Source organism: Marinicellulosiphila megalodicopiae (assembly GCF_045862395.1).
Lineage (GTDB): Bacteria > Pseudomonadota > Gammaproteobacteria > Pseudomonadales > Natronospirillaceae > Marinicellulosiphila > Marinicellulosiphila megalodicopiae.
This window is the reverse complement of record NZ_AP023087.1, coordinates 272268-292947: the sequence shown is the minus strand read 5'-3', so window position 1 is coordinate 292947 and position 20680 is coordinate 272268. Positions and strand designations below refer to the sequence as shown.

At 35.6% G+C, this 20680-nt stretch carries 16 protein-coding genes; 10 read left to right on the top strand and 6 right to left on the bottom strand.

Going from position 1 to position 20680, the window contains the following annotated elements:
* Positions 1-146: 146 nt before the first annotated feature.
* The 4 genes from TYM08_RS01210 to TYM08_RS01195 form a co-directional block, all read right to left on the bottom strand.
* Entirely contained in the window at positions 147-4070 is a 3924-nt protein-coding gene (locus TYM08_RS01210) for a molybdopterin-dependent oxidoreductase (RefSeq protein WP_422381154.1), read from the bottom strand.
* 553 nt (positions 4071-4623) lie between these two features.
* Positions 4624-5760: a methyltransferase family protein gene (locus TYM08_RS01205; RefSeq protein ID WP_422381153.1), complete on the bottom strand. Its 1137-nt coding sequence runs from the start codon at positions 5758-5760 to the stop codon at positions 4624-4626.
* 57 nt (positions 5761-5817) lie between these two features.
* Positions 5818-6183 carry a hypothetical protein gene (locus tag TYM08_RS01200; RefSeq protein WP_422381152.1) on the bottom strand — a complete coding sequence of 122 codons (366 nt, stop codon included), beginning with the start codon at positions 6181-6183 and terminating at the stop codon, positions 5818-5820.
* Between the two features lie 39 nt (positions 6184-6222).
* Entirely contained in the window at positions 6223-6435 is a 213-nt protein-coding gene (locus TYM08_RS01195) for a hypothetical protein (protein WP_422381151.1), read from the bottom strand.
* Between the two features lie 332 nt (positions 6436-6767).
* On the opposite strand from TYM08_RS01195, the gene TYM08_RS01190 reads away from it, so the two are divergent.
* Complete coding sequence (locus TYM08_RS01190) at positions 6768-7505, top strand: substrate-binding periplasmic protein (protein WP_422381150.1); 738 nt, start codon at positions 6768-6770, stop codon at positions 7503-7505.
* On the top strand, positions 7506-10196 hold the full coding sequence (locus TYM08_RS01185; RefSeq protein WP_422381149.1) for a response regulator: 2691 nt from the start codon (positions 7506-7508) through the stop codon (positions 10194-10196).
* Positions 10197-10643: 447 nt separating this feature from the next.
* Here the strand turns inward: TYM08_RS01185 and TYM08_RS01180 are convergent, their stop codons facing one another.
* Positions 10644-12395, bottom strand: a complete 1752-nt coding sequence (locus TYM08_RS01180; RefSeq protein ID WP_422381148.1) for a BspA family leucine-rich repeat surface protein — start codon at positions 12393-12395, stop codon at positions 10644-10646.
* A 1025-nt stretch (positions 12396-13420) separates the two neighbouring features.
* Here TYM08_RS01180 and nrdR point away from each other — a divergent pair.
* The 8 genes from nrdR (at position 13421) to TYM08_RS01140 (ending at position 19490) form a co-directional block, all read left to right on the top strand.
* Positions 13421-13876 carry a transcriptional regulator NrdR gene (gene nrdR, locus TYM08_RS01175; RefSeq protein ID WP_422381147.1) on the top strand — a complete coding sequence of 152 codons (456 nt, stop codon included), beginning with the start codon at positions 13421-13423 and terminating at the stop codon, positions 13874-13876.
* Positions 13869-15035, top strand: coding sequence for a bifunctional diaminohydroxyphosphoribosylaminopyrimidine deaminase/5-amino-6-(5-phosphoribosylamino)uracil reductase RibD (gene ribD, locus TYM08_RS01170; protein ID WP_422381146.1), 1167 nt, complete (start codon positions 13869-13871; stop codon positions 15033-15035). Before nrdR ends, ribD begins: the two co-directional genes overlap by 8 nt.
* Positions 15036-15040: 5 nt before the next feature.
* Positions 15041-16162 carry a bifunctional 3,4-dihydroxy-2-butanone-4-phosphate synthase/GTP cyclohydrolase II gene (gene ribBA / locus TYM08_RS01165; RefSeq protein WP_422381145.1) on the top strand — a complete coding sequence of 374 codons (1122 nt, stop codon included), beginning with the start codon at positions 15041-15043 and terminating at the stop codon, positions 16160-16162.
* A gap of 105 nt (positions 16163-16267) precedes the next feature.
* Positions 16268-16738: a 6,7-dimethyl-8-ribityllumazine synthase gene (ribH, locus tag TYM08_RS01160; RefSeq protein WP_422381144.1), complete on the top strand. Its 471-nt coding sequence runs from the start codon at positions 16268-16270 to the stop codon at positions 16736-16738.
* 87 nt (positions 16739-16825) lie between these two features.
* Positions 16826-17284, top strand: coding sequence for a transcription antitermination factor NusB (gene nusB, locus TYM08_RS01155; RefSeq protein WP_422381143.1), 459 nt, complete (start codon positions 16826-16828; stop codon positions 17282-17284).
* Between the two features lie 4 nt (positions 17285-17288).
* Positions 17289-18248, top strand: coding sequence for a thiamine-phosphate kinase (gene thiL / locus TYM08_RS01150; protein ID WP_422381142.1), 960 nt, complete (start codon positions 17289-17291; stop codon positions 18246-18248).
* A 92-nt stretch (positions 18249-18340) separates the two neighbouring features.
* A complete protein-coding gene (locus TYM08_RS01145) occupies positions 18341-18868 on the top strand; it encodes a phosphatidylglycerophosphatase A family protein (protein WP_422381141.1) in 528 nt (175 codons plus the stop codon).
* A 22-nt stretch (positions 18869-18890) separates the two neighbouring features.
* Positions 18891-19490 carry a GNAT family N-acetyltransferase gene (locus TYM08_RS01140; protein WP_422381140.1) on the top strand — a complete coding sequence of 200 codons (600 nt, stop codon included), beginning with the start codon at positions 18891-18893 and terminating at the stop codon, positions 19488-19490.
* Positions 19491-19495: 5 nt separating this feature from the next.
* Here the strand turns inward: TYM08_RS01140 and TYM08_RS01135 are convergent, their stop codons facing one another.
* Positions 19496-20500: a sigma 54-interacting transcriptional regulator gene (locus TYM08_RS01135; protein WP_422381139.1), complete on the bottom strand. Its 1005-nt coding sequence runs from the start codon at positions 20498-20500 to the stop codon at positions 19496-19498.
* Positions 20501-20680 lie beyond the last annotated feature (180 nt).

The following is a 20680-nucleotide window of genomic DNA, read 5'->3' as shown; positions in this document are numbered from 1 at the left end:
TAAATTCTAGAGGAAGCACGAAACGCAAATATTAACACAACACAATAAACACAACACAACACAATAAACACAACACAATAGTCGCATGTTAAATACCTCGCCTGCATGTACTCCAGGCGAGATGAGCCGTTTAATACAGCAATTGATTACCCTACATTCACAAAATCAATTCGCTGTTCTTCAATTTTCTCAATTTCGTTATTGCGCAACTTTCCTCTGTGTACAATTGATTTCACGCCTTCTATTTTTAACAAAGGAGGTTTCACAATGGTTTCTAATGACAACATTGAGCAAGGACAATTTGCACAGCTTCCTATAAATCGAACGGACACTTCACCTTCTACTGCATCAAACCCAAGATAGTCTATTTTACCTCCGTCATTTTCAAGCACGGGACCAATAAATTTATCAATTACTTTAATAATTTTTTGTTCAGCACTTAAACTGGTATCTTCGGTGATCACTTCAATACTGTGGCCTAACAACTCACTTGGTATTTCCAACAGCAAATCTGGTGATTGTGCCTGTTGATGCAAAACGTTGATTACTTTTTGATCGCGTGCTTCATCTAAAATATTTAATGACACTAATGCGTTGGTTAATTCCAACCCAACTTGAGATTTGATCAAATGCTCGCGAAATGCTTTTTTATTAGCAGGAGCAAAAGATAATTTTTCTTTAAATTCTTGCCATGGGAAAACTTGGGCTTCATATACAGAAAAATTTTCATCCCCTTTATATACATATTCTAAAATCAATTCTTCTAATACATCAAAAAAGTGACGATGCTCCACATCTGTTGCCGCTTGTTTTTTTGCAATGACCTGTCCACGCAATCGATTTAATTCTTTATCGTTTGGCAAAATTCCCGTATGCACATCGACTTTGCATGATTGATTGGTTTTAGTGTTAATCACCATAATGCTATTACCACCAATGGCGCGACAATGTATTAACCTTCCCAAATGTAAATCAGCAGGCGAGACACCCATTAAATAAGCAGGCACGTCACCAGCACAAGGAATAGCAATACCACTTACAATTGAAATATCATCCATTGGCACAGGATTATTTTTCCCAAACAATTGATCGCATGCACGCTTAATAGCAACGTATAACTGAACCCCTACCACTTCTTCTTTCAATTCTAAAACGGCACTATTATGAGCTTCAAATAATGTTTTAATATGCTTGTCACCTTTTTGATCAAGCATAATCATATCGCCTACGGTTTCTGACAATAAAGGCAACAAGGCATTACTGTAATCAAGCTTGCGTAAAATCGGCATTAAAATACTGTAAAAATGATGTTGTTGTTCAAACGTTAATTGATGCAACATTTTGGCTGCTTGTTTTTTATAATCTTGATTATTCATAAACTGCTGGACAAATCCTGCAATCACCGCTACAGCTTCAGCAATTTGCATGTCTTGTTCTGTTTTAGGTAATTGCAGTTGCGACCAGCTCAACCAATCATCATGATTATCGGGTGTGCGCAAAAATAATTTTAATAATGCAAAAGTTGGGTATTTCTGTTGTATGTGTGCAAACAATCTTGCACAACTTTGACTAAATACCTCAACATCTGCACCTTGCCAAATTTTGCTTTCTGCTTGTGTAGCTGCTGTGATACGAATTGGGGTGCGCTTAATAAAACTTTGATTCGTATTAGCATCGGCCTCCATATAACTGGTTAATCGATTTATTTCACCTGGCACAAAATCTAAAAATGGAAATTGATCTTCAATTAATTCATTAATAGATGCATGACAAAAAACAAATCCATGTTGAGAACAAATTCGAATCAATTGGCCTTGCACAATATGCATTTTTGTTGCGTAACTTGGTGAAATTTCTAACCAATACTGATCGTCATCTTTACCTGTAATAGGTAAAGTTTTTACGCCTGAATTATACCGCGCAATATAATGTTTTAAGTTTAATCCTGGACGACCTCGCCCTGTAATCAAACTTCTTAATCGATCATCTTGTTTTACAATTAAGTTTTTAATTAAATGCTCAGGTGGCGTCACTACTTTTGCCAAGCCTTTTTGCTCAAGCATTAAACTTGGAAAAATTGGGTTAGTTTTTTGCGATGATGATTGTTCAATTTTTTGTTGGTATCGACTATTTCCTTGCCACTGTACTCCGTGACCTGCTGCATGAATCATAGATTGATGACTGATATCGCAACCTTTCTCATCTACTAATTGATTATAAACCTCCAAATTTTTGGACGTTTTTACTACTTGATCAAATACTTTATCAGGCATCACATTACCATTTTGATCTAAGTATTTTGCAAAGGTGTCATGGACAATTTTTGCATCTAATTTATTTAATTTAGCTGTGTCTTCGTTTTGTAAACGCTGAGCGATTTTTAATGCAAGCCTTGCCAAAATTTGTTCATCGTGCCACGCATTTTCTGGTGCTTGGGTTAAATTTTGTTGTAATTGCAAAGTACGATCGCCACGTTGAATCGTTCCTGTGCGCTCGCTATAAGTTAATGATGGAAAAACCACATCGGCATATTCTTCAACGCCTTGCGCCATAAAACAATCAATCACAATATTAAAGCTTCGACCTAATCTGCGCAGCCAATGTCCGAGTCTTGGCATATTTTTAGTAAATTGTGTACCAATAAAAATAAAGCAATATAACAAATCATCATTAGCCATTTGATTAACAGCAGTACCTAATCGGTTGGGAATATTCTCTAATGGAATATTTAATTCATCGGCTAATTTTTGTCGATGCTCATCGTTTAATGGATTTAAGTTAAAGACTAATTTTTTTGAATTAAATCCTAGCATTAATTCACTTGGCGCATTGGACTGCCCTGCAATTCGCACAGATCCAGCACCTTCTCTACCAACATTTCCCGTTAACAATAAAATATTTAAATTAGTTGAAAATCCATAAGACCCAGTACTCTGATTAATGCCCATACTAGAAACAATGGCTATTTTTTTACGATAACCTTCTGAATTGGGTTTTGCGATGGTTTGTGCATATTCTAAGATGGTTTGTTTGATTTGTTGCGGGGTTTGATTTTCTAGACAGATGTTTTTAGCGACATTATCTAATTGACAATCGTCTTGCATAATACGAGATTTAAATTCAGCAAAACTTACTGAGTCAATATGCTGATCAATATACGTTTGATCCTGCCAATTATTTTCTAAAATAATACGACACACCGCCAAGTTAAATAAAATATCCGCACCTTGCTCAAACTGAATATGCTCCCCTTTTGGCTCCAAACATATATCAACCGCACTATCACTTTTAACAGGATCAATCACATATTTAATAGCATTCGTATTTCGTTTTATTTTTTCAAATGCTTGCGGGAAAGTAATTTTAGCGTTGGTGCCATGTAAAATAATCACATCACTTTTCTCAAGTTCAGCAAATTGTTTTTGAGTAAAAGCCGCTTCGTTACCAAAATTCATCGTATGTGCAGCGCCTGCACTTGCTAAACAATGTTCACTGTTTGCACCCATCGTTGGAATATTAAAAACCAATTTATATAAACTAGCCATCCATATTGCTTCAATGGTTTTTTGACCGTTGCCGTAAATTGCAACCGCCTCAGGACCGACCCATTCACGCACATGTAAAAACAACCAAGCAGCACGATCTAAAGCTTCATCCCAACTAACCGCTTTTAGTTTTCCATTGTGTCCTCGAATCATTGGTGAGGTTATTCGATCATCTTCAATCTGTTTATGAGCCAAACGTTGTTGACGCTGTTTAAATCCACCAGTTAATAATGATGACTGTCCTTTAACACACAAACCTAAGTCACTTGTGGCAATCAGCCTTTCTTGTTGTTTATGGGTTTTAGCAACGGTAAATGAGCAACCTACACCACAAAAGCTGCACACTGAAGAGCGCGTTGTAATTGCTTGATGCAAACGCTGATAATGCGTGTCTTGCTGCATAGTCTTGGATTGATGGTATTGATTAATAAAATCAGCAACACTGGTAAATCCTTGTATCGTGTTTTTTACTAAGTGATCGTTTAAATAATACTCTAATGAATACTTGGTTAAATTGTTACTCATAACTGTCCCTAAAATTAACATTAAGAAAAAACCCATAATAAAAGATTTTTAAGTTAATACTGTAGGATATTTCTGATTTTTAGATAAAAAAACCCTTTTTTAATAGATTATTTCTGCAAATGATAATTACTAACATTCGCATTAATTTCAATTTATTTATGAAAAATCGACAGCTAAGATCAAACTAATGTTAACCATGGAACTAAAACTAAAAACTGTATTTGCAATATTTAACGCCTGCAATTTAAATTAAGGATCACATGATCAAACAAAAAAATGGCTGTAGCTTTGATCACCTATTCAATCTGTCGAACTGTTTAATGATTTTTATTTTATGCCTGATAATAAATACAAAAATAATAAAATACTCAGTAATGTTCCCGATTATGATATTAGAAAAACTTAAGGAATCTCTCATACTCAATCAGATGAAAACAAGGGTGCGTTCCAATTTCAGTGCGAATGAATAAGGTAAATTTTCAATCGCCAACTTGTAATTCACTAGTATCTAATAAACATTCAGCACTGATTTAAATAAACATTGTTTAATATTTTAATATACACCTGGGATAAATTTAAAAGGCACTTGTTTTTTATAAACTAAATATTCAGGATTAGAGCCACTCATAAATTGATCTTCCCGCTCTGCTCTAAACCAATATTTAATAATTAGTGCAAGGATCGCCATCCATTGCAAAATACCTGACAATGCAACTATAGAAATCATGATAAACATCATTACTTCTAACAAATAACTTGGGTGTCTAATTACTGCATAAAACCCTGTTTTTATTACTCCTTTATCAACAAGTACTCCAAATTTTTTACCCATATTAAAAACAGTTAATGTATACAATAAATTTAATAATAATTCACAAATCAGTGTCATCCATTTCCATGCATCCACATCAAAATTTGGTATTACACCATTTACATTAGGTGTAATTTGATAGAGTACTCCAGCTAATAATGGGCTGTAGCATATACCTGTGGTCACCCAACCTGCCAAAGTAAAATCGATATTCCGAATGAATTTTCGACTCCATAGAATACTAAATACACTATAACAATAAAAACTTAAACATAATGTAATTGTTATCGACCATAAGACCAAACGCATCATATAAAACATCGATTGAGAGTTTAATGAATTCATCGGCTCATTAATAATATGAACTAAAATTTCAAAAATATGATCCCAAAAAAATTTTTCATGTGAAATAGAAGGTACTAAATCGTCTAACCAGCCAAATAACCATGGCGTAATAACCGCACTTTTTTCAATAAAATTTCCCCACCCTATATTGACTATACTTCGCAAATTAATTGTAATAACTGTACCCAGCGTGTATGCAAATGCCCAAAATACAATTAAGTGCAATGCCCAAATTAAATATGGGCGTAACCCCTTCGAAACTCCAAAGAAAGCCTGTGGTTTATAATCAAAAGAACGATACACATAAATTAATGGGTTTATATTTTTAAATAAAAGAAAATAATACAATCCTGCCATTAGTATTCGGGTGGGCCAAATACCTACATCAGGATAATGCTTTACACTAATATGAAAGAAATGAATTGAAATAACCCAATATAAATGCGTGATCAAATACCATAGTAACGCACCTAATACGTAAGTAATTGGTAAACCAATGAGTATCAACCAAAACCGAGCCGAATTCTGAAACACAACTTTCGTCATTCTTTGAATATTTTTAGCGATAGTTGGCCAAATATTTTTACCAAATCAAAAAAAAGTGCATAACCACAAACCTACAACCAACATTAAAATTGACCATTGAAAATATCGTATAAATGTATTTGTTGGTAAATACACGGCATTGGGCACGATATAAATACTTGATTGAAATTTTAATATTTGATTTGGGGAAAATTTTTCACTTAAATAAGTAATACTAGCGATTGATGAAGTTTCTCCTACTTCGATTACTTTGCTTTCTCCAACTCGATTTTGACCATAAAAGAGAATTAATGTTTGTCCTAATATTAACCCTTCACTTGAGCCAATATTCACTTCCACCTTTTTATTACTATAACCAATCACATTCCCTTGTACTCCAGAAGGAAATACAAATGAGCTATCTATTACCATTGCTTTATAATTATTGTGATTTTTTTGTATTACTTGAACCTAACCGATAGGCTGATACCATTCTGGATTGAAGCGATAAAAATTTAACCTATCGCCTATATTTGCTGAATTTAAAGATGAACCATCAAAAGTGACATATTGATAGCCATACTCAAATCCAGTTTTTGTCACGTTTTGAAAGGGTTGGCCAATTTGATTAAAAGGAGTAAGAATAATTACAAGTAATGAAATTAATACAACAATTTGAAACATTCGTTTAATCAATGATTGGAAAAAATGTGAAAAGCAATCCATTTTAGTAATTCCTAATACTTTATAACAGAGTTAATAAAAATACACACTTGAGAGTGACCTAGCTTATAAATGAAAGTGCTTAGTATGAATTTTTAATAACTTTTAAACAAGGTAGTGTTCCCCATTTTTATCAATTCCCCCCCAAAACTTATACATGGCCAAAAAATGTAACGATTAATTAAAAAATGAATTCTAGCCAACCTCTTCTACACTTAAGGAATCCATAAATAACTAAGCCAAACCTTAGATTTTTAAAACAACTCTTAACCTTTGTAACCGTGGAATTTGAAATGAATCAAACTATATTTAATTTAAAATTCATTCTACCTATTATTCTTGTCAATTTTTGCAGCGTAACTTATGCACAAAATTTTACTGTTGCCAGCTATCAATGGGCACCTTATATAGACAATAACAAGGCGAATGAAGGCGTTTCTATTGCTTTAATCAATGAGATATTCACTCGCCAAGGGCACAGTATTTCTATTAAATACCTACCCTGGGCTAGGGCATTGGAAGATTTAGATAAAGCCAAGGTCGATATCCTGCCTGCTGTATGGTTAAAAGAAGAACGATTAAAAGTTATGAGCTACAGCGACCCATATCTATACAACCGTTTGATATTTATAAAAAGCAAACAGGATCCATTTGAGTATCACTCAAGCGAGGACTTAAACAACAAAATGATTGGTGTTATCCGTGAATATGCATACGATGGTAAAATATTAGATCATTCGAAAGCTATTTTTTTCGTTGCAGACTCTCTAATTTCTAATCTTAAAAAAGTGGCTTCACATCGTATCGATTTTACCATCGAAGATGAATACACTTACAAAGCTAATGTCCCTAAGGATCTTGAAAATCAACTAAGTATCACCAATAACGCATTAGATGAAACCCCATTACATATCACTTGCTCAAACACTAACCCACAATGTAAAACTATCATTTCCATATTTAATTCAGGGCTTTTAAAATTAAAAGAATCCGGGGACTTATCAAAAATTTTAAATAACTTTGGCGAATAGATGAAAGTTCGTTTACTTGCTTTAATAACGTTTTTTGTACTGCTAATACAAAGCAGTATTTTACTTTTATTTATTTTTATAAATTACGAGCGATATAACAAAGAAATAAATGAACAAACAAAAGATAAAATATTAAATATACAAAATCGTTTATCTTCAACACTTCCTCTTTTATTATGGAATTATAATTCCGAAGCAATATTAGAAAATTTGAATATTGAAATTAAAAACAATTTATTACTAGGTATTTTCATTGAATATGAAGGAAAAACTGAATACCAAGTTGCAAATACACAAAGACTGAATGAGTTAAACTTAAATGCACAACAATTCTTATTAAAAGATAATGCAACAGCCCCTGTTGAACTTACCTTTAGTAATAGAGATATTTCAGAAAAGGTGGGCAACCTATATTTAGTAGTTGACCATAGCATTCTTGAAAGAAAGAAACGTGAAGCATTTAATATTCAAATTTTTCAATTTATATTAATCGATATTGTATTATTTATTTCAATTTCACTATTACTTTATCAATTAGTGATCAAACCCATACAAAAAACAGTGAATGGTTTAAAAGGCATCGTCACAAATAATGACGTACTTTCAAAAAAACTACCCGCTCACTATATATATGAACTAAATGAATTATCCAATTATTTTAATCAACTTAATGATTACGTTGTAAAAATGCTCAATGAATTACATATTAAAAGTGACAATATAGAAGCTATTTTTAACAATACAAAAAATGCATTATTGTTAATTGATAGTCATGGAGTTGTCCAATCTGCCAATTTAGCGGTCAGTACATTATTTAAAAAAGATTTGAAATCGGCTATAAATTCAGACATTCAAAAAATAATTAACGATGAGCGTATATCCAATTTTATTAAAAATCCTATTAAACAAAAAAACAATTTAAACTTTGAAATTGATTTAAGTAAAAATGGGAATTTACTTTATATAGCAATATCCATTTCTAAAATAAAACAAGCACACGATCAGGCTTTCATTCTATTTATTCAAGATGTTACAGAACAACATATTTTATATCACGACCTTGAAGTTGCATTAGAAAAAGAACAAGAAACCACTAAATTAAAATCTGAATTTTTAGCAAGCATGAGCCATGAAATTCGCACCCCTATGAACGGGGTGATTGGCATGTTAGATTTACTTGCTAAAACCGAGTTAAATTCGCAACAAATTCATTACAACAGCATTGCACAAACCAGCGCAGAATCTTTATTAGTGATCATAAATGATATTTTAGATTTTTCAAAAATTGAAGCTGGTAAACTAGAAATTGAAAACGTTGAATTTGATATTCTAAAAATGACAGGCGAACTAGCACAAACTATGGCGATTCATGCACAAGAAAAAGGATTGGATGTTTGGCTTGATAGTACAAATTTTGATATAGCCATCGTACTTGGAGATCCTGGAAGAATAAGACAAATTCTGACAAATCTAATTAATAATGCAACTAAGTTTACTCAAACTGGCGATATATTAATTAGTATTAATCCTTATTTGATTGAGAATCAATCTTTGATTTTTTCATGCACGATTAAAGATAGCGGTATAGGCATTGAAAAACATAAAAAAGAAACGTTATTTGAATCGTTTTCTCAAGTGGACTCCTCCACAACCAGAAAATTTGGAGGAACAGGGCTTGGCCTATCCATAGTAAAACAGTTATGTAATCTAATGGGAGGTGACGTCAACGTGAATAGCGAACCCAATTTAGGCAGTGAATTCACCTTTACTATTAAATTAGGCATACCTGAAAATCAATCACAAATACAACAAGCCTTACCAAGGCCGAATAATAAATTTAAAAATATAAAAATAGTAATCATTGAAAATAATAAATTAGGAGAATTTATTTTATCAAGATTGCTATCAAAGATCAGTATTCGACCTGAATGTATAGAATACAACGAACATAGCATCGAAAAAATAACTGAGCTCACTCCTGACTTTTTAATAATGGATACATCCACTACGGGCAATCAAACTGAAGAGATTTCCAAAAATATTATTCGAAATTTACCCAATTTAAAAATCGTATTACTTTCAAAAATATATCAACTGTCTAACTCCACCGATTATAAAAAAATGGGAATCCATGCAGAAATTGGCAAACCCATTATTTTTGAAGAATTATTAATGAGTCTTGAAGAAACACCAACACACCATCACGACATTCAAGAATCAAAAAAAATCAATATTCATGAAAATAACAAATCATCAATTGAGCACTCACAGCTCGAAATTACAAATAAACGAACAATCAATAAAGTTTTATTAGTTGAAGACAATTGGGTAAATCAAGAAATCGCCATAGCATTACTTGAATCGTTTAACCTGACAGTTGAAATCGCAAATAATGGCATCGAAGCGTTAGCGCTTTTAAAAAATCAAAAAAAACGCACTGGATACAAACTTATTTTTATGGATTGTTTAATGCCTGAAATGGATGGTTACGAAACCACAATTGCGATACGAAAAGGACAGGCAAATACAGAATTAACCCCAAACAACCGAACACTTCCAATCATAGCAATGACAGCAAACGCTATGAAAGGTGATCGAGAAAAATGCATTGGCGTGGGTATGGATGACTACATAAGCAAACCCATTAATGAAGAGGAATTACTAAGTAAAGTAAATAAGTGGTTGATATAGCTTTATACACCCACTCATTGCATTAAGCTCTGTCCAGCCTCCCCATTTTGAGAACATAAATGGACTTAGGTGGTAGAGCGACGCACTTTTACAGGGAGTAAATGGTAGAGTAATGCAGGAGCATATTGCCGAGGATGCCAAAGCCGAAGAGCATGCTATCGTTCCGAAAAACCAAACCATGATTCTCTCACAACGAATCCCGAGCCTACAATATTATGATTCATCATAGAACCTACTCACTTACCTTAGTCAAAAATTGAAGTCAAAAATTGTCCCCCTCTTTTGTACATTCCTAAAATTCACCAAAATTAATTAATATATTTTATCAAATTGAGTGTGATCTCCAATTTTAAAAGTGGGTGTCATGTCGAGTCTTTTGACAGATCTTTCATCTCAAGAGTGAAATACAATTTTAAAAATGGGTGTCATGCTAGGTTCTGTTAAAAGTTATTGTACTAACACAGGCCCACCATCAGTTATCCTCCATTTATAAACGGAAATTAAAACATCTCGTGCAGCACTAGCAGCAGAGTTAGGTGTGTATTGGCTATTGCCACCACTAAAACGGACATGAGTTTGAACATCTTGTGCGCTCCACGAAATTAAAAGCGCGTCATAATGTTCAGTAGATAACGTAACTCGATCAAACATATGTTCCATATCCCAAACATTTGAAATATTCCACGCAGATAAATCTTGATCAAAGCTTGTTGCATTTGCAAACATTAATGCCATATTTTCAACATTTGAAACATTCCATGTAGATAAATTTTGATTAAAGTTTGTAGCCTCTGCAAACATCGATATCATCGTATTTACATTCGACACATTCCAATTATCAAGGGGTTGATTAAAGCTCATTGCTTTTTCAAACATTCTATCCATATTGGTGACGTTTGAAACACCCCACCTGCTTAGCGTTTGATTAAACTTTTGAGCTTTTTTAAAAACACCTTGCATATTATTTACATTTGATACATCCCAATTATTAATGTTTTGATTAAAATTAATGGCTTCAGTAAATAAATATCCCATTGAAGTGATATTTGATACATCCCAAAGGCTAAGATCTTGATTGAATAAACTCGCGCCACCAAAAACAAAATTTAAATTTTCAAAAGAGCTTACATTCCAGCCAGTCACATCGGAAATTAACCCCGTGCAATTAGCAAATAAAAATTTGACCGATTTTACTTGTGATACATCCCAACGGCTTAAGTCAGTATCACATGCAGTTGATTGAGAAAATGTATCATCGAGGTATTTTAAATTGGACACATTCCATTTACTTAAATCTAAGGTATGAGATTCAATTCCTGAAAACGCAACCTGCATTGTTTCAACATTTGATACATCCCATTGATCAATTTTTAAGTTAACATTTTTAGAATAAAGCAACATGGAATCTATATTCTTTATATTAGATGTATCCCAGTTATTTAAATTTCCATTCACATTATCGTTGCCGACAAACATACGTTCTAAACTTTGAATGTCTTTTAAATTTGGAGAATCTGTCGCATTAATATTTACAATTCGAAAATAAGTGAGGAATTGATACAAAGACTGCCAATTATTACTGCCCCATTGCTCAACTGTAATCTCACAATAAAGTGAGCAATAAATTTGTAAACTTGGAAACACACCACTGATTGAAACTTGATAAGGGCCACCAAAATCATATGTGTGATTCACGCCACCGGTTAACCCTTTATCAGTTACATTGTCTGTCCAGTTAACGTTGTAATTATAAACACCATCACTAGCATTCAGCACCAATGTCAGTTCATCCGAAGGATTATATTTTGAAATAGTAAAAATAAAAGGCACTTCTATAACATTGATTTGACGGATTTTAGTTGATTGATTACCGGCAAGATCCGTTGCTTGATACGTTATGAAATATTCTCCCGCCACTTCGGTATCCACTGTGCCTGTGATTAATACATCTAAATCATGATCAATATTATCAGTCACAGTCGCACCTAATTCACTATAGGTAGAATTGTGATAAATATCGATCACATCTGCATCTACTAATTTTATTTCTGGGCCTTGAGTGTCTTGTATATTACTGGTGGTCGTTTTATCAGGGCTAGTTTCATTACTTAAATCCTCAAACCCAGCATAACAACTTTGAAGTGCAATCATTAGTGTTGCACAAGTTAAGATCCATATTTTATTCCATGTTGTGTTCATTAAAATTCTCTATTTTTATGTAGTTAATAATAGAAACGTTTGAATATTGAAAATGGATGCAAACTATATAAGTTTTATTTATTTTGTTTAAGGTAAATACATTTGACATAATCGCAATTAAAAAAGTCAGAAACTCGTGTTACCTTTTTTATTTATTCCTTTAGAACAAATAAACAGCTACACAACGAGTTATAACACCCCTAATCGCTGGATGCGTGAGATTGTGTTTGAGTTGTTGGGGGAGTGATGTTTTGAGTGTAGGTTCGGGATTCATTTTCGAAAAAATCTAAAATTGGTTTAAAAAAAATCCGAACTAGATTTTCTCGGTACAATTGCGTGCTCTTCGGCTTTGGCATCCTCGATTATTTGTTCCAGACATAATTCTACTACCTAAATCCATTTAGGTGCGCACAATTCTAATAAATCACATCCATGTGACGATAAATCCCGATACTACACAAACAAAATATAATTCATCAATGTAAATACTAAACCTTTCACCCAACCAAAAATAGAATGCATAATTTTAGTGGATCGCTTATCTTCCAAATTGGTATAAATCACGCAACCTAATTTAGAAATCAATACAAAACAAGCTACGATAAATACTAAAGCTGTAGCAATTACTTTATATGCTAAATCTGATTGTATTGTGATGATCAAAAATAGAAATATAGAGTGAAAGAACAAAACGGACGATAAAAATCTTCAGGTCTATTTAGACCACTTTCACTTTTACATGCCTCACAAATAAACTGCCTCATTACCTCCACTTTAACATTTCAAATAATTATTAAATTTAGGATAAATTTAATTTCTTCAGCGTGCAAGCGCAACAATAGAGGCTAATCGCTCATTATTTAATGATGACGACATATCGACTAAAATTCAAAAGGTACCGTTCAAACCTCAACCTCCCCCCTCCACTTACCCCAACAATCCTAAAACAACGCAAAAATAACTTAATATCTGCGGTAAAATCGCGTAAAATCGCGCTTTTTTAAAAACGTTCTTTAAGGTGAAGTATGCTCTGTCCGTTCTGTTCGGCAAAAGATACTAAAGTAATCGATTCACGTCTTGTGGCAGCCGGTGAGCAAATCCGTCGTCGTCGTGAGTGTATTGAATGCCTTGAGCGTTTTACTACCTTTGAAAGTGCCGAGCTGGTACTGCCTAAACTGATCAAACAAAACGGGGCGCGCGAGCCTTTTAACGAAGACAAACTTCGTAACGGAATGATGCGTGCACTAGAGCGCCGTCCGGTGAGTGTTGATGAAGTCGAAGCGTCGATCGTTCGAATAATGGCAAAACTGCGCGCTACCGGCGAGCGTGAATTACCTGCTTTAATAGTGGGCGAACATGTCATGAGTGAGCTTAAAAAATTAGACCAAGTGGCGTTTGTGCGCTTTGCTTCGGTTTATCGCCGCTTTGAAGATGTGGATCAATTCACCGCTGAAATCAAAAAGCTCAACAATCATGAGTAACCTTCCATTTAATTCTGCCCCTTCGTTTAGCAAAGACGATTATAAGTGGATGGCTCTTGCGATCCAGCAAGCAAACCTTGCACGTTTTTGGGCCAAGCCCAATCCTAATGTGGGTTGTGTGATTGTGAAAGACAATCAGTTGCTTGCAAAAGGTTGTACTCAAACTCCCGGCCACGCCCATGCTGAAATTAACGCATTAGAGCAAATCAATTTTGAAGCAACTGGCACCACTTGTTATGTCACGTTAGAGCCCTGTGCGCATACTGGCAGAACGGGGCCTTGTGCCAATGCATTAGTAAAAGCGGGCGTGAGCAAAGTTGTGATTGCGTGTTTGGATTCTAATCCGCAGGTGGCTGGTAAAGGCGTGTCTATTTTACAAGACGCTGGCATTGAAGTGACTTGGGGCTTAATGGCAGGTGAAGTGACACAGCAATTGGCTGGGTTTTTCAGTCGTATGCAAACTCACAAACCATGGGTTACTTTAAAACTGGCTTGCTCATTAGATGGCAACATCGCTTTAAAAAACGGCGAGTCTAAGTGGATAACAAGTAGCGACAGCAGACGAGACGTGCAGGTACATCGTGCATTAAGTGGCTGTATTTTAACCACAAGCCAAACGGTGATTGCCGATAATCCTTCTATGAATGTTCGAGCAGACGAGTGGCCATTAGAGGCCGACTTTGCACTGCAACCTTTAAAAGCCGTATTAGATGCCAGCTTAAAAACCTCGCCTACCTCTACGATTTATCAAAACGACACATCAAACACGCTTGTATTTTTCAACTCAAATAAAACCACCGATCAGCGCAAACAAGCGTTTTTAGATCAAGGTATTGAGTTAATTGAAACCCCTATTAAAAATGATCAACTAGATATTGAATCGATTTTGATAGAGCTAGGTAAACGAGAAATAAACGACGTTTGGGTGGAATGCGGCGCGACGCTTGCAGGTCATTTAATTCAAAATCAACTTGTGGATACTTTTATTATGTATCAAGCGCCTATTTTGTTAGGCGCTAACAGCATTAATAGCATGGGATTTATTATTGATCACATGCCACAAGCGATTAAATTACAACGTAGCGACATTCGCCAAATTGGTGCTGATGTCAAAATGACGTTTCGTTTTATTCAAAATACTAATGTGAGCACTAAGTGAGTGATATGCAATTAAATTCAATTGAAGAAATCATCGAAGACATTCGCCAAGGCAAAATGGTCATTTTGATGGACGATGAAGATCGCGAAAACGAAGGCGATTTAATCGTAAGCGCACAAAAAGTCACACCTGAAATCATCAACTTTATGGCCTCTAAAGCACGCGGATTAATTTGCCTGACTTTAAGCGGCGAGCGATGTGACTTTTTAGGGTTACCGTCAATGGTGGCCTCAAACAATGCAAAATATTCAACACCTTTCACTGTATCTATTGAAGCGGCTGAAGGCGTAACAACGGGTATTTCGGCTGCAGATCGTGCGCGCACGATTCAAGTAGCGGTGGATCCAAATTCTGAAAAAGACGACATCGTACAACCTGGTCATATATTTCCACTTCGAGCGCAGCCTGGTGGCGTATTAAGTAGAGCCGGTCATACCGAAGCGGGTTGTGATTTAGCACGTTTAGCAGGTTTAGCGCCAGCGGCGGCCATTGTTGAAATCATGAACGAAGACGGCACTATGTCACGCCGACCTGATTTAGAAGTATTTGCTAAAGAACACGATTTAAAAATCGGCACGATTGCGGACTTAATTCAATATCGCATCATGCACGAACAAACCACACTACCTGTTGAGACACAAACCGTTGAAACACGCTACGGCGATTTCACATTAACCGTGTTTGAAGACTCCATTGAAGGCGGCACACACATCGCACTTAGCAAAGGCGAGATCAAAACTGACGAGCCTTGTTTGGTAAGAGTGCATGTAGCACAAACGCTACGTGACTTAATTGGTGTGAAAAACAACGACAAACCCGGTTGGTCACTTGGGCATTCGTTACGTAAAGTTTCAGAAGACGGGTGCGGAGTCGTGGTATTATTAAACACAAACGACGGCAGTGACGTGCAACGTGAAGTCGATTTTTTATTAAATCGCAGCCCGAGCAAGCGTAATCCACAACTGGATAAATCCGGGACTTACAAAACCATTGGTACAGGCTCGCAAATTTTAAGACATTTAAATGTGGGTAAAATGCGTTTATTAAGTAGCCCAATGAAGTTTGGTGGTATTGGTGGATTTGGTTTGGAAGTGGTTGAGTATATTCCGTTTACTCCTGAAATTTAATTTTTTGAAAAGATAAAAACAGACGACATAAATGTCGACCTACAAACATCATGACTCTTTAAGTTTAATTTTTTGAAGAGACTAAAAATTAAAAGAGAATAAAAAATGAACATAAAAACAATAGAAGGCAACTTAGTTGCTAACGATAAAAAATTCGCCATTGTTGTCGGTCGTTGGAATTCATTTATTGTTGAAGATTTATTAGAAGGCGCGTTAGATTGTTTAAAACGCCATGGCATCAAAGAAGATCAAATCACGATCATCCGTGCGCCGGGTGCGTTTGAGATTCCGCTTGTTGTTAAAAAAGTCGCCAAAGCACAAAAGCCTGATGCAATCATCACGCTAGGCGCGGTGATTCGTGGCGGTACCCCACATTTTGAATACGTTTCAGGCGCATGCACTAATGGCATTGCAAGCTTGAATCTAGAACTGGATATTCCTGTCACCTTTGGTGTATTAACGGTTGATAGCATCGAACAAGCGATTGAACGTGCAGGATGTAAAGCAGGTAACAAAGGCGAAGAAGCCGCAATTACTGCTTTAGAAATGGTAAACCTTTTAGCCGAAATTGGTTAAAAAATAATTCGTAGGTTCGACATTTATGTCGAAAAAAATTGGCAAAAATATCAATCCTACATCTAAACAAAACACACGAGAATGAAAATGACAGATCAAGAAAAAGCACCAAAAAAGCCAAGCATTAATCAACGTAAACGCGCACGTCAAATGTGTGTACAAGCGTTATACAAAATGGCCTTTACTGGCGCAAGCAGTACCGATGTAGAAGCAGAATTTGCCGTTGACCAAGACATGGGCAAAATCGATAACGAATACTTCACACAAATGTTCCGCTCGATTGCAAACAACGGTGCTGAATTAGATGTTGCATTCGAAAAATTATTAGATCGTAACTTAGATGATTTAACACCGATTGAATTATCCATTTTACGCCAAGGTACATTTGAATTAATGCACCGCCCAGACGTACCATACAAAGTTGTGATCAACGAAAACGTTGAACTAGCAAAAGCGTTTGGCGCAACCGATGGTTTCAAATACATCAACGGAATTTTAGACAAATTAGCACAGCGTTTACGCTCTGTTGAAATCCGTGGCAAATAAAAATATGACAAGTACAACCTCGGGCGAGTTTGAATTAATCGCCCGTTATTTTCAAAACTGGCCAAGCTTTCATACAAGCAACACCAGCATCCAAATCCCCAACGGTGATGACTGTCTTGTATTTAAAAGCGAGTCACCCATTGCGATCTCTGTAGACACCCTAGTTGAAAATGTCCACTTCTTATCAAGCAGCCCCGCTCATGGCGTAGGCTATCGCGCGCTTGCAAGCTCAGTCAGTGACTTAATTGCAATGGGGGCCAAACCGATTTTTTTCACATTGGCCATTACCTTTTGCAAAGACGAAGTGTGGTTAGAACAATTCAGCCAAGGTTTAAAACAAGCAGCTCAAGATTTTAAAATTGACTTGTTAGGTGGCGATACAACAAAAACAAAATTAAAAAACGCCAGTGTCATCACCATACAAGTACACGGCGAATGCGAGACACCTATACAACGCAAAGGCGCAAAAGCAGGCGACTTAATTTGCGTAACAGGCAACATTGGAAACGCAGGTGCGGCTGTAGAGTTATTAGAACAAACAGAATTAAACGAAGACCAACACGCGTTATTAAACAGTTTTTACTACCCAAAACCACCGGCGCATTTATTACCCGAGCTTGCAAACAAAGCCACCAGCGCCATTGATATCTCAGACGGACTGTTACAAGATTTATTGCATTTGTGTCGTCACAGTCAATTACAAGCGTGTTTAGAGGTTGATCATTTACCTTTAAGTTCTGCAATCAAAAATGAGCACGACCACAAACAAGCACAAAAATTTGCTTTAACGGGCGGCGATGATTATCAAGTGTGTTTTACCATTGATGCTAAACACCAACAGTGGATTGAAGACAATCACATTACTGTGATTGGTAATATGCAAACGGGTTTGGTTGATATTGTGGATACAAAGAGTGAGTCGATTACTGCGCAGTTTTCTAAGCTTGGGTATCAGCATTTTTAATCATTGCTCATATCAAATTCATTTCCATTAATTGGAATGCAAAACGCAATTCTATATACTCCCCCCACTATTTTATCTATCAAGGCAAACTCATGATCGCAGAAAATCCACATCGTAATTGGAAAAACCATTGGGTGCATTTTTTAGCATTCGGTCTAGGCAGTGGTGCGGCTAAAAAAGCACCGGGTACGTTTGGGACGTTGGCGGCTATTCCCTTTTTTATAGCATTAAGCTTTTTGCATTTGTATGCCTTTATTGCCATTGTGACGTTAAGTTTTATAGTGGGTGTCTATTTCTGCGATCGTGCCAGTAAAGACATGGGCGTGCATGATCACGGCGGAATTGTTTGGGATGAGTTTGTGGGTTTTTGGATCACGATGGCGCCTCTTATTTATTTAGCTGATACCACCACTTTTAGTGTTGCTCAATATGCCCTGTATACGTTTCTTGGTTTTGTTTTTTTTAGATTTTTTGATATTTTAAAACCTTGGCCGATTAAATGGTTAGATCAAAAAGTTCACGGCGGGTTTGGCATTATGATTGATGATGTTTTAGCTGGTTTTTTTGCACTTACTTTTACTCATGTTTCTATCATTATTTTAACACCATTACTAAACTAGATATCCATATTAGGAACGCACCATGTTTAATCGCACCACATTACAAGGACAGCACGTTCGACTTGAGCCATTAAGTTTTGAGCACAAACAGGGTATTTGTGATGCGATTAAAGATGGGGATTTGAATGAATTATTCTTCACATTAGTGCCCCACCCTGACAATGTGGATGCGTTTATTCAAATAGCGATTGATCAATTTGAAAATGATTTTGGACTGACTTTTGCAACCATTGATATTAAAAGTGGCAAGGTAATCGGCTCAACACGTTTTATGCAATATCAACCTGCCCACAAAAAATGTGAAATAGGTTTTACGTTTATTGCTAAGTCTTTTCAAAAATCGGCGATTAATACTGAAGCTAAATTATTGATGTTGACTCATGGGTTTGAAACCATGCAATTAATTCGTATGGAGTTTTTAACAGATTATATGAACACCACTTCACGAAATGCTATTTTGCGATTAGGCGCTAAACAAGAAGGTATTTTAAGGAATGATCGCATCATGCCAAATGGCCGTATTCGTGACTCCGTTATTTTTAGCATTATCAGCAATGAATGGGCGGGGGTTAAACAAAATTTGAATTTTAAACTCAACAACCGAGCTTTACCTTCCAACTAATATTTTTATTTATTTAGAACCTCTGGGTATTTACGGATCAATGCTCTTATTTGATGATAGGTAATTTGCAAAAATTCCGCGGCTTTGACTTGTTTAAAATCGCTTTGAATTAATGCTTGTTTTAGATAATTTTTTTCTTGTTCTTCCATTTTTACTTTCATTGAAAACGGCATAATTTTTTTCGATTTTTTTTCATTTTTCAAATCTAAAACATCAAGATGATCTTTTGCAAATGGATCTAAAATCAACGATGAAATTTGTTTTAATTCACCTGATGCCACTTCGTCTTCATCCATCCATAAATACATACTGCGCTCAATTGTATTTTTTAATTGTCTAATATTACCCGGCCATTTTTCTTGATTTAATTGTGTCATGCATTTTTTACTAAAACCTGGAAAATATGGCCACTCTAATTCTAGCGCCATTTTTTGCGCAAAGTGTTCCGCTAATAATTCAACATCTTGGTCGCGCTCACGAAGGGGCGGCACGTTGATGACATCAAATGCTAAACGATCTAAAAGATCTGCTCGAAAATGACCTTCATCGACCATTTTTGGCAAGTCTTCATGAGTTGCCCCTATCACTCTTACATCTAATTGACGCAACGTTTGACTGCCTACTCGTTCGAATTCCCCGTACTCGATGACACGCAATAATTTTTCTTGTAACGCACCACTCATGGTGCCGACTTCATCTAAAAATAATGTTCCGCCATCTGCTCGTTCAAACTTACCTTTATGAACTTTGGATGCACCGGTAAATGCTCCAGCTTCATGGCCAAATAATTCAGATTCCAATAAGGTTTCGGTTAATGCTGCGCAGTTTACTTTAATGTATGGCTGCTCCCAACGAGAAGACAAATAATGCAAGCGCGCGGCGATCATTTCTTTGCCGCTTCCGCGCTCACCACAAACCAGCATCGGTCGATTCAATTTAGCCGCTTTAGAAACGTGCTCTAAGCAGTCACTCATGGTGTTTGACTGAGTAATAATGTTGGTGTTTTGCATGTTGGCCTCAGCGTTTTTTTAATGATTAAAGATTGAACAAAGTGTGACTTTTGGCATATTAAATAAGCATTTATCACCAGTTAATTTAACCTATTAAGTATATTTAACCAATATTATTTATCAATAAACCACCATAAACACAATAAAAACCTTATAATTCAATAACTTACAAAGTTGGCA

Excerpts from the sequence above, each read along its gene's own strand:
- TYM08_RS01210 (WP_422381154.1), bottom strand. The coding sequence starts at position 4,070 with ATGAGTAACAATTTAACCAAGTATTCATTAGAGTATTATTTAAACGAT.
- TYM08_RS01200 (WP_422381152.1), bottom strand. The coding sequence starts at position 6,183 with ATGGTAATAGATAGCTCATTTGTATTTCCTTCTGGAGTACAAGGGAAT.
- TYM08_RS01195 (WP_422381151.1), bottom strand. The coding sequence starts at position 6,435 with ATGTTTCAAATTGTTGTATTAATTTCATTACTTGTAATTATTCTTACT.
- TYM08_RS01190 (WP_422381150.1), top strand. The coding sequence starts at position 6,768 with ATGAATCAAACTATATTTAATTTAAAATTCATTCTACCTATTATTCTT.
- TYM08_RS01185 (WP_422381149.1), top strand. The coding sequence starts at position 7,506 with ATGAAAGTTCGTTTACTTGCTTTAATAACGTTTTTTGTACTGCTAATA.
- TYM08_RS01180 (WP_422381148.1), bottom strand. The coding sequence starts at position 12,395 with ATGAACACAACATGGAATAAAATATGGATCTTAACTTGTGCAACACTA.
- nrdR (WP_422381147.1), top strand. The coding sequence starts at position 13,421 with ATGCTCTGTCCGTTCTGTTCGGCAAAAGATACTAAAGTAATCGATTCA.
- ribD (WP_422381146.1), top strand. The coding sequence starts at position 13,869 with ATGAGTAACCTTCCATTTAATTCTGCCCCTTCGTTTAGCAAAGACGAT.
- ribBA (WP_422381145.1), top strand. The coding sequence starts at position 15,041 with ATGCAATTAAATTCAATTGAAGAAATCATCGAAGACATTCGCCAAGGC.
- ribH (WP_422381144.1), top strand. The coding sequence starts at position 16,268 with ATGAACATAAAAACAATAGAAGGCAACTTAGTTGCTAACGATAAAAAA.
- nusB (WP_422381143.1), top strand. The coding sequence starts at position 16,826 with ATGACAGATCAAGAAAAAGCACCAAAAAAGCCAAGCATTAATCAACGT.
- thiL (WP_422381142.1), top strand. The coding sequence starts at position 17,289 with ATGACAAGTACAACCTCGGGCGAGTTTGAATTAATCGCCCGTTATTTT.
- TYM08_RS01145 (WP_422381141.1), top strand. The coding sequence starts at position 18,341 with ATGATCGCAGAAAATCCACATCGTAATTGGAAAAACCATTGGGTGCAT.
- TYM08_RS01140 (WP_422381140.1), top strand. The coding sequence starts at position 18,891 with ATGTTTAATCGCACCACATTACAAGGACAGCACGTTCGACTTGAGCCA.
- TYM08_RS01135 (WP_422381139.1), bottom strand. The coding sequence starts at position 20,500 with ATGCAAAACACCAACATTATTACTCAGTCAAACACCATGAGTGACTGC.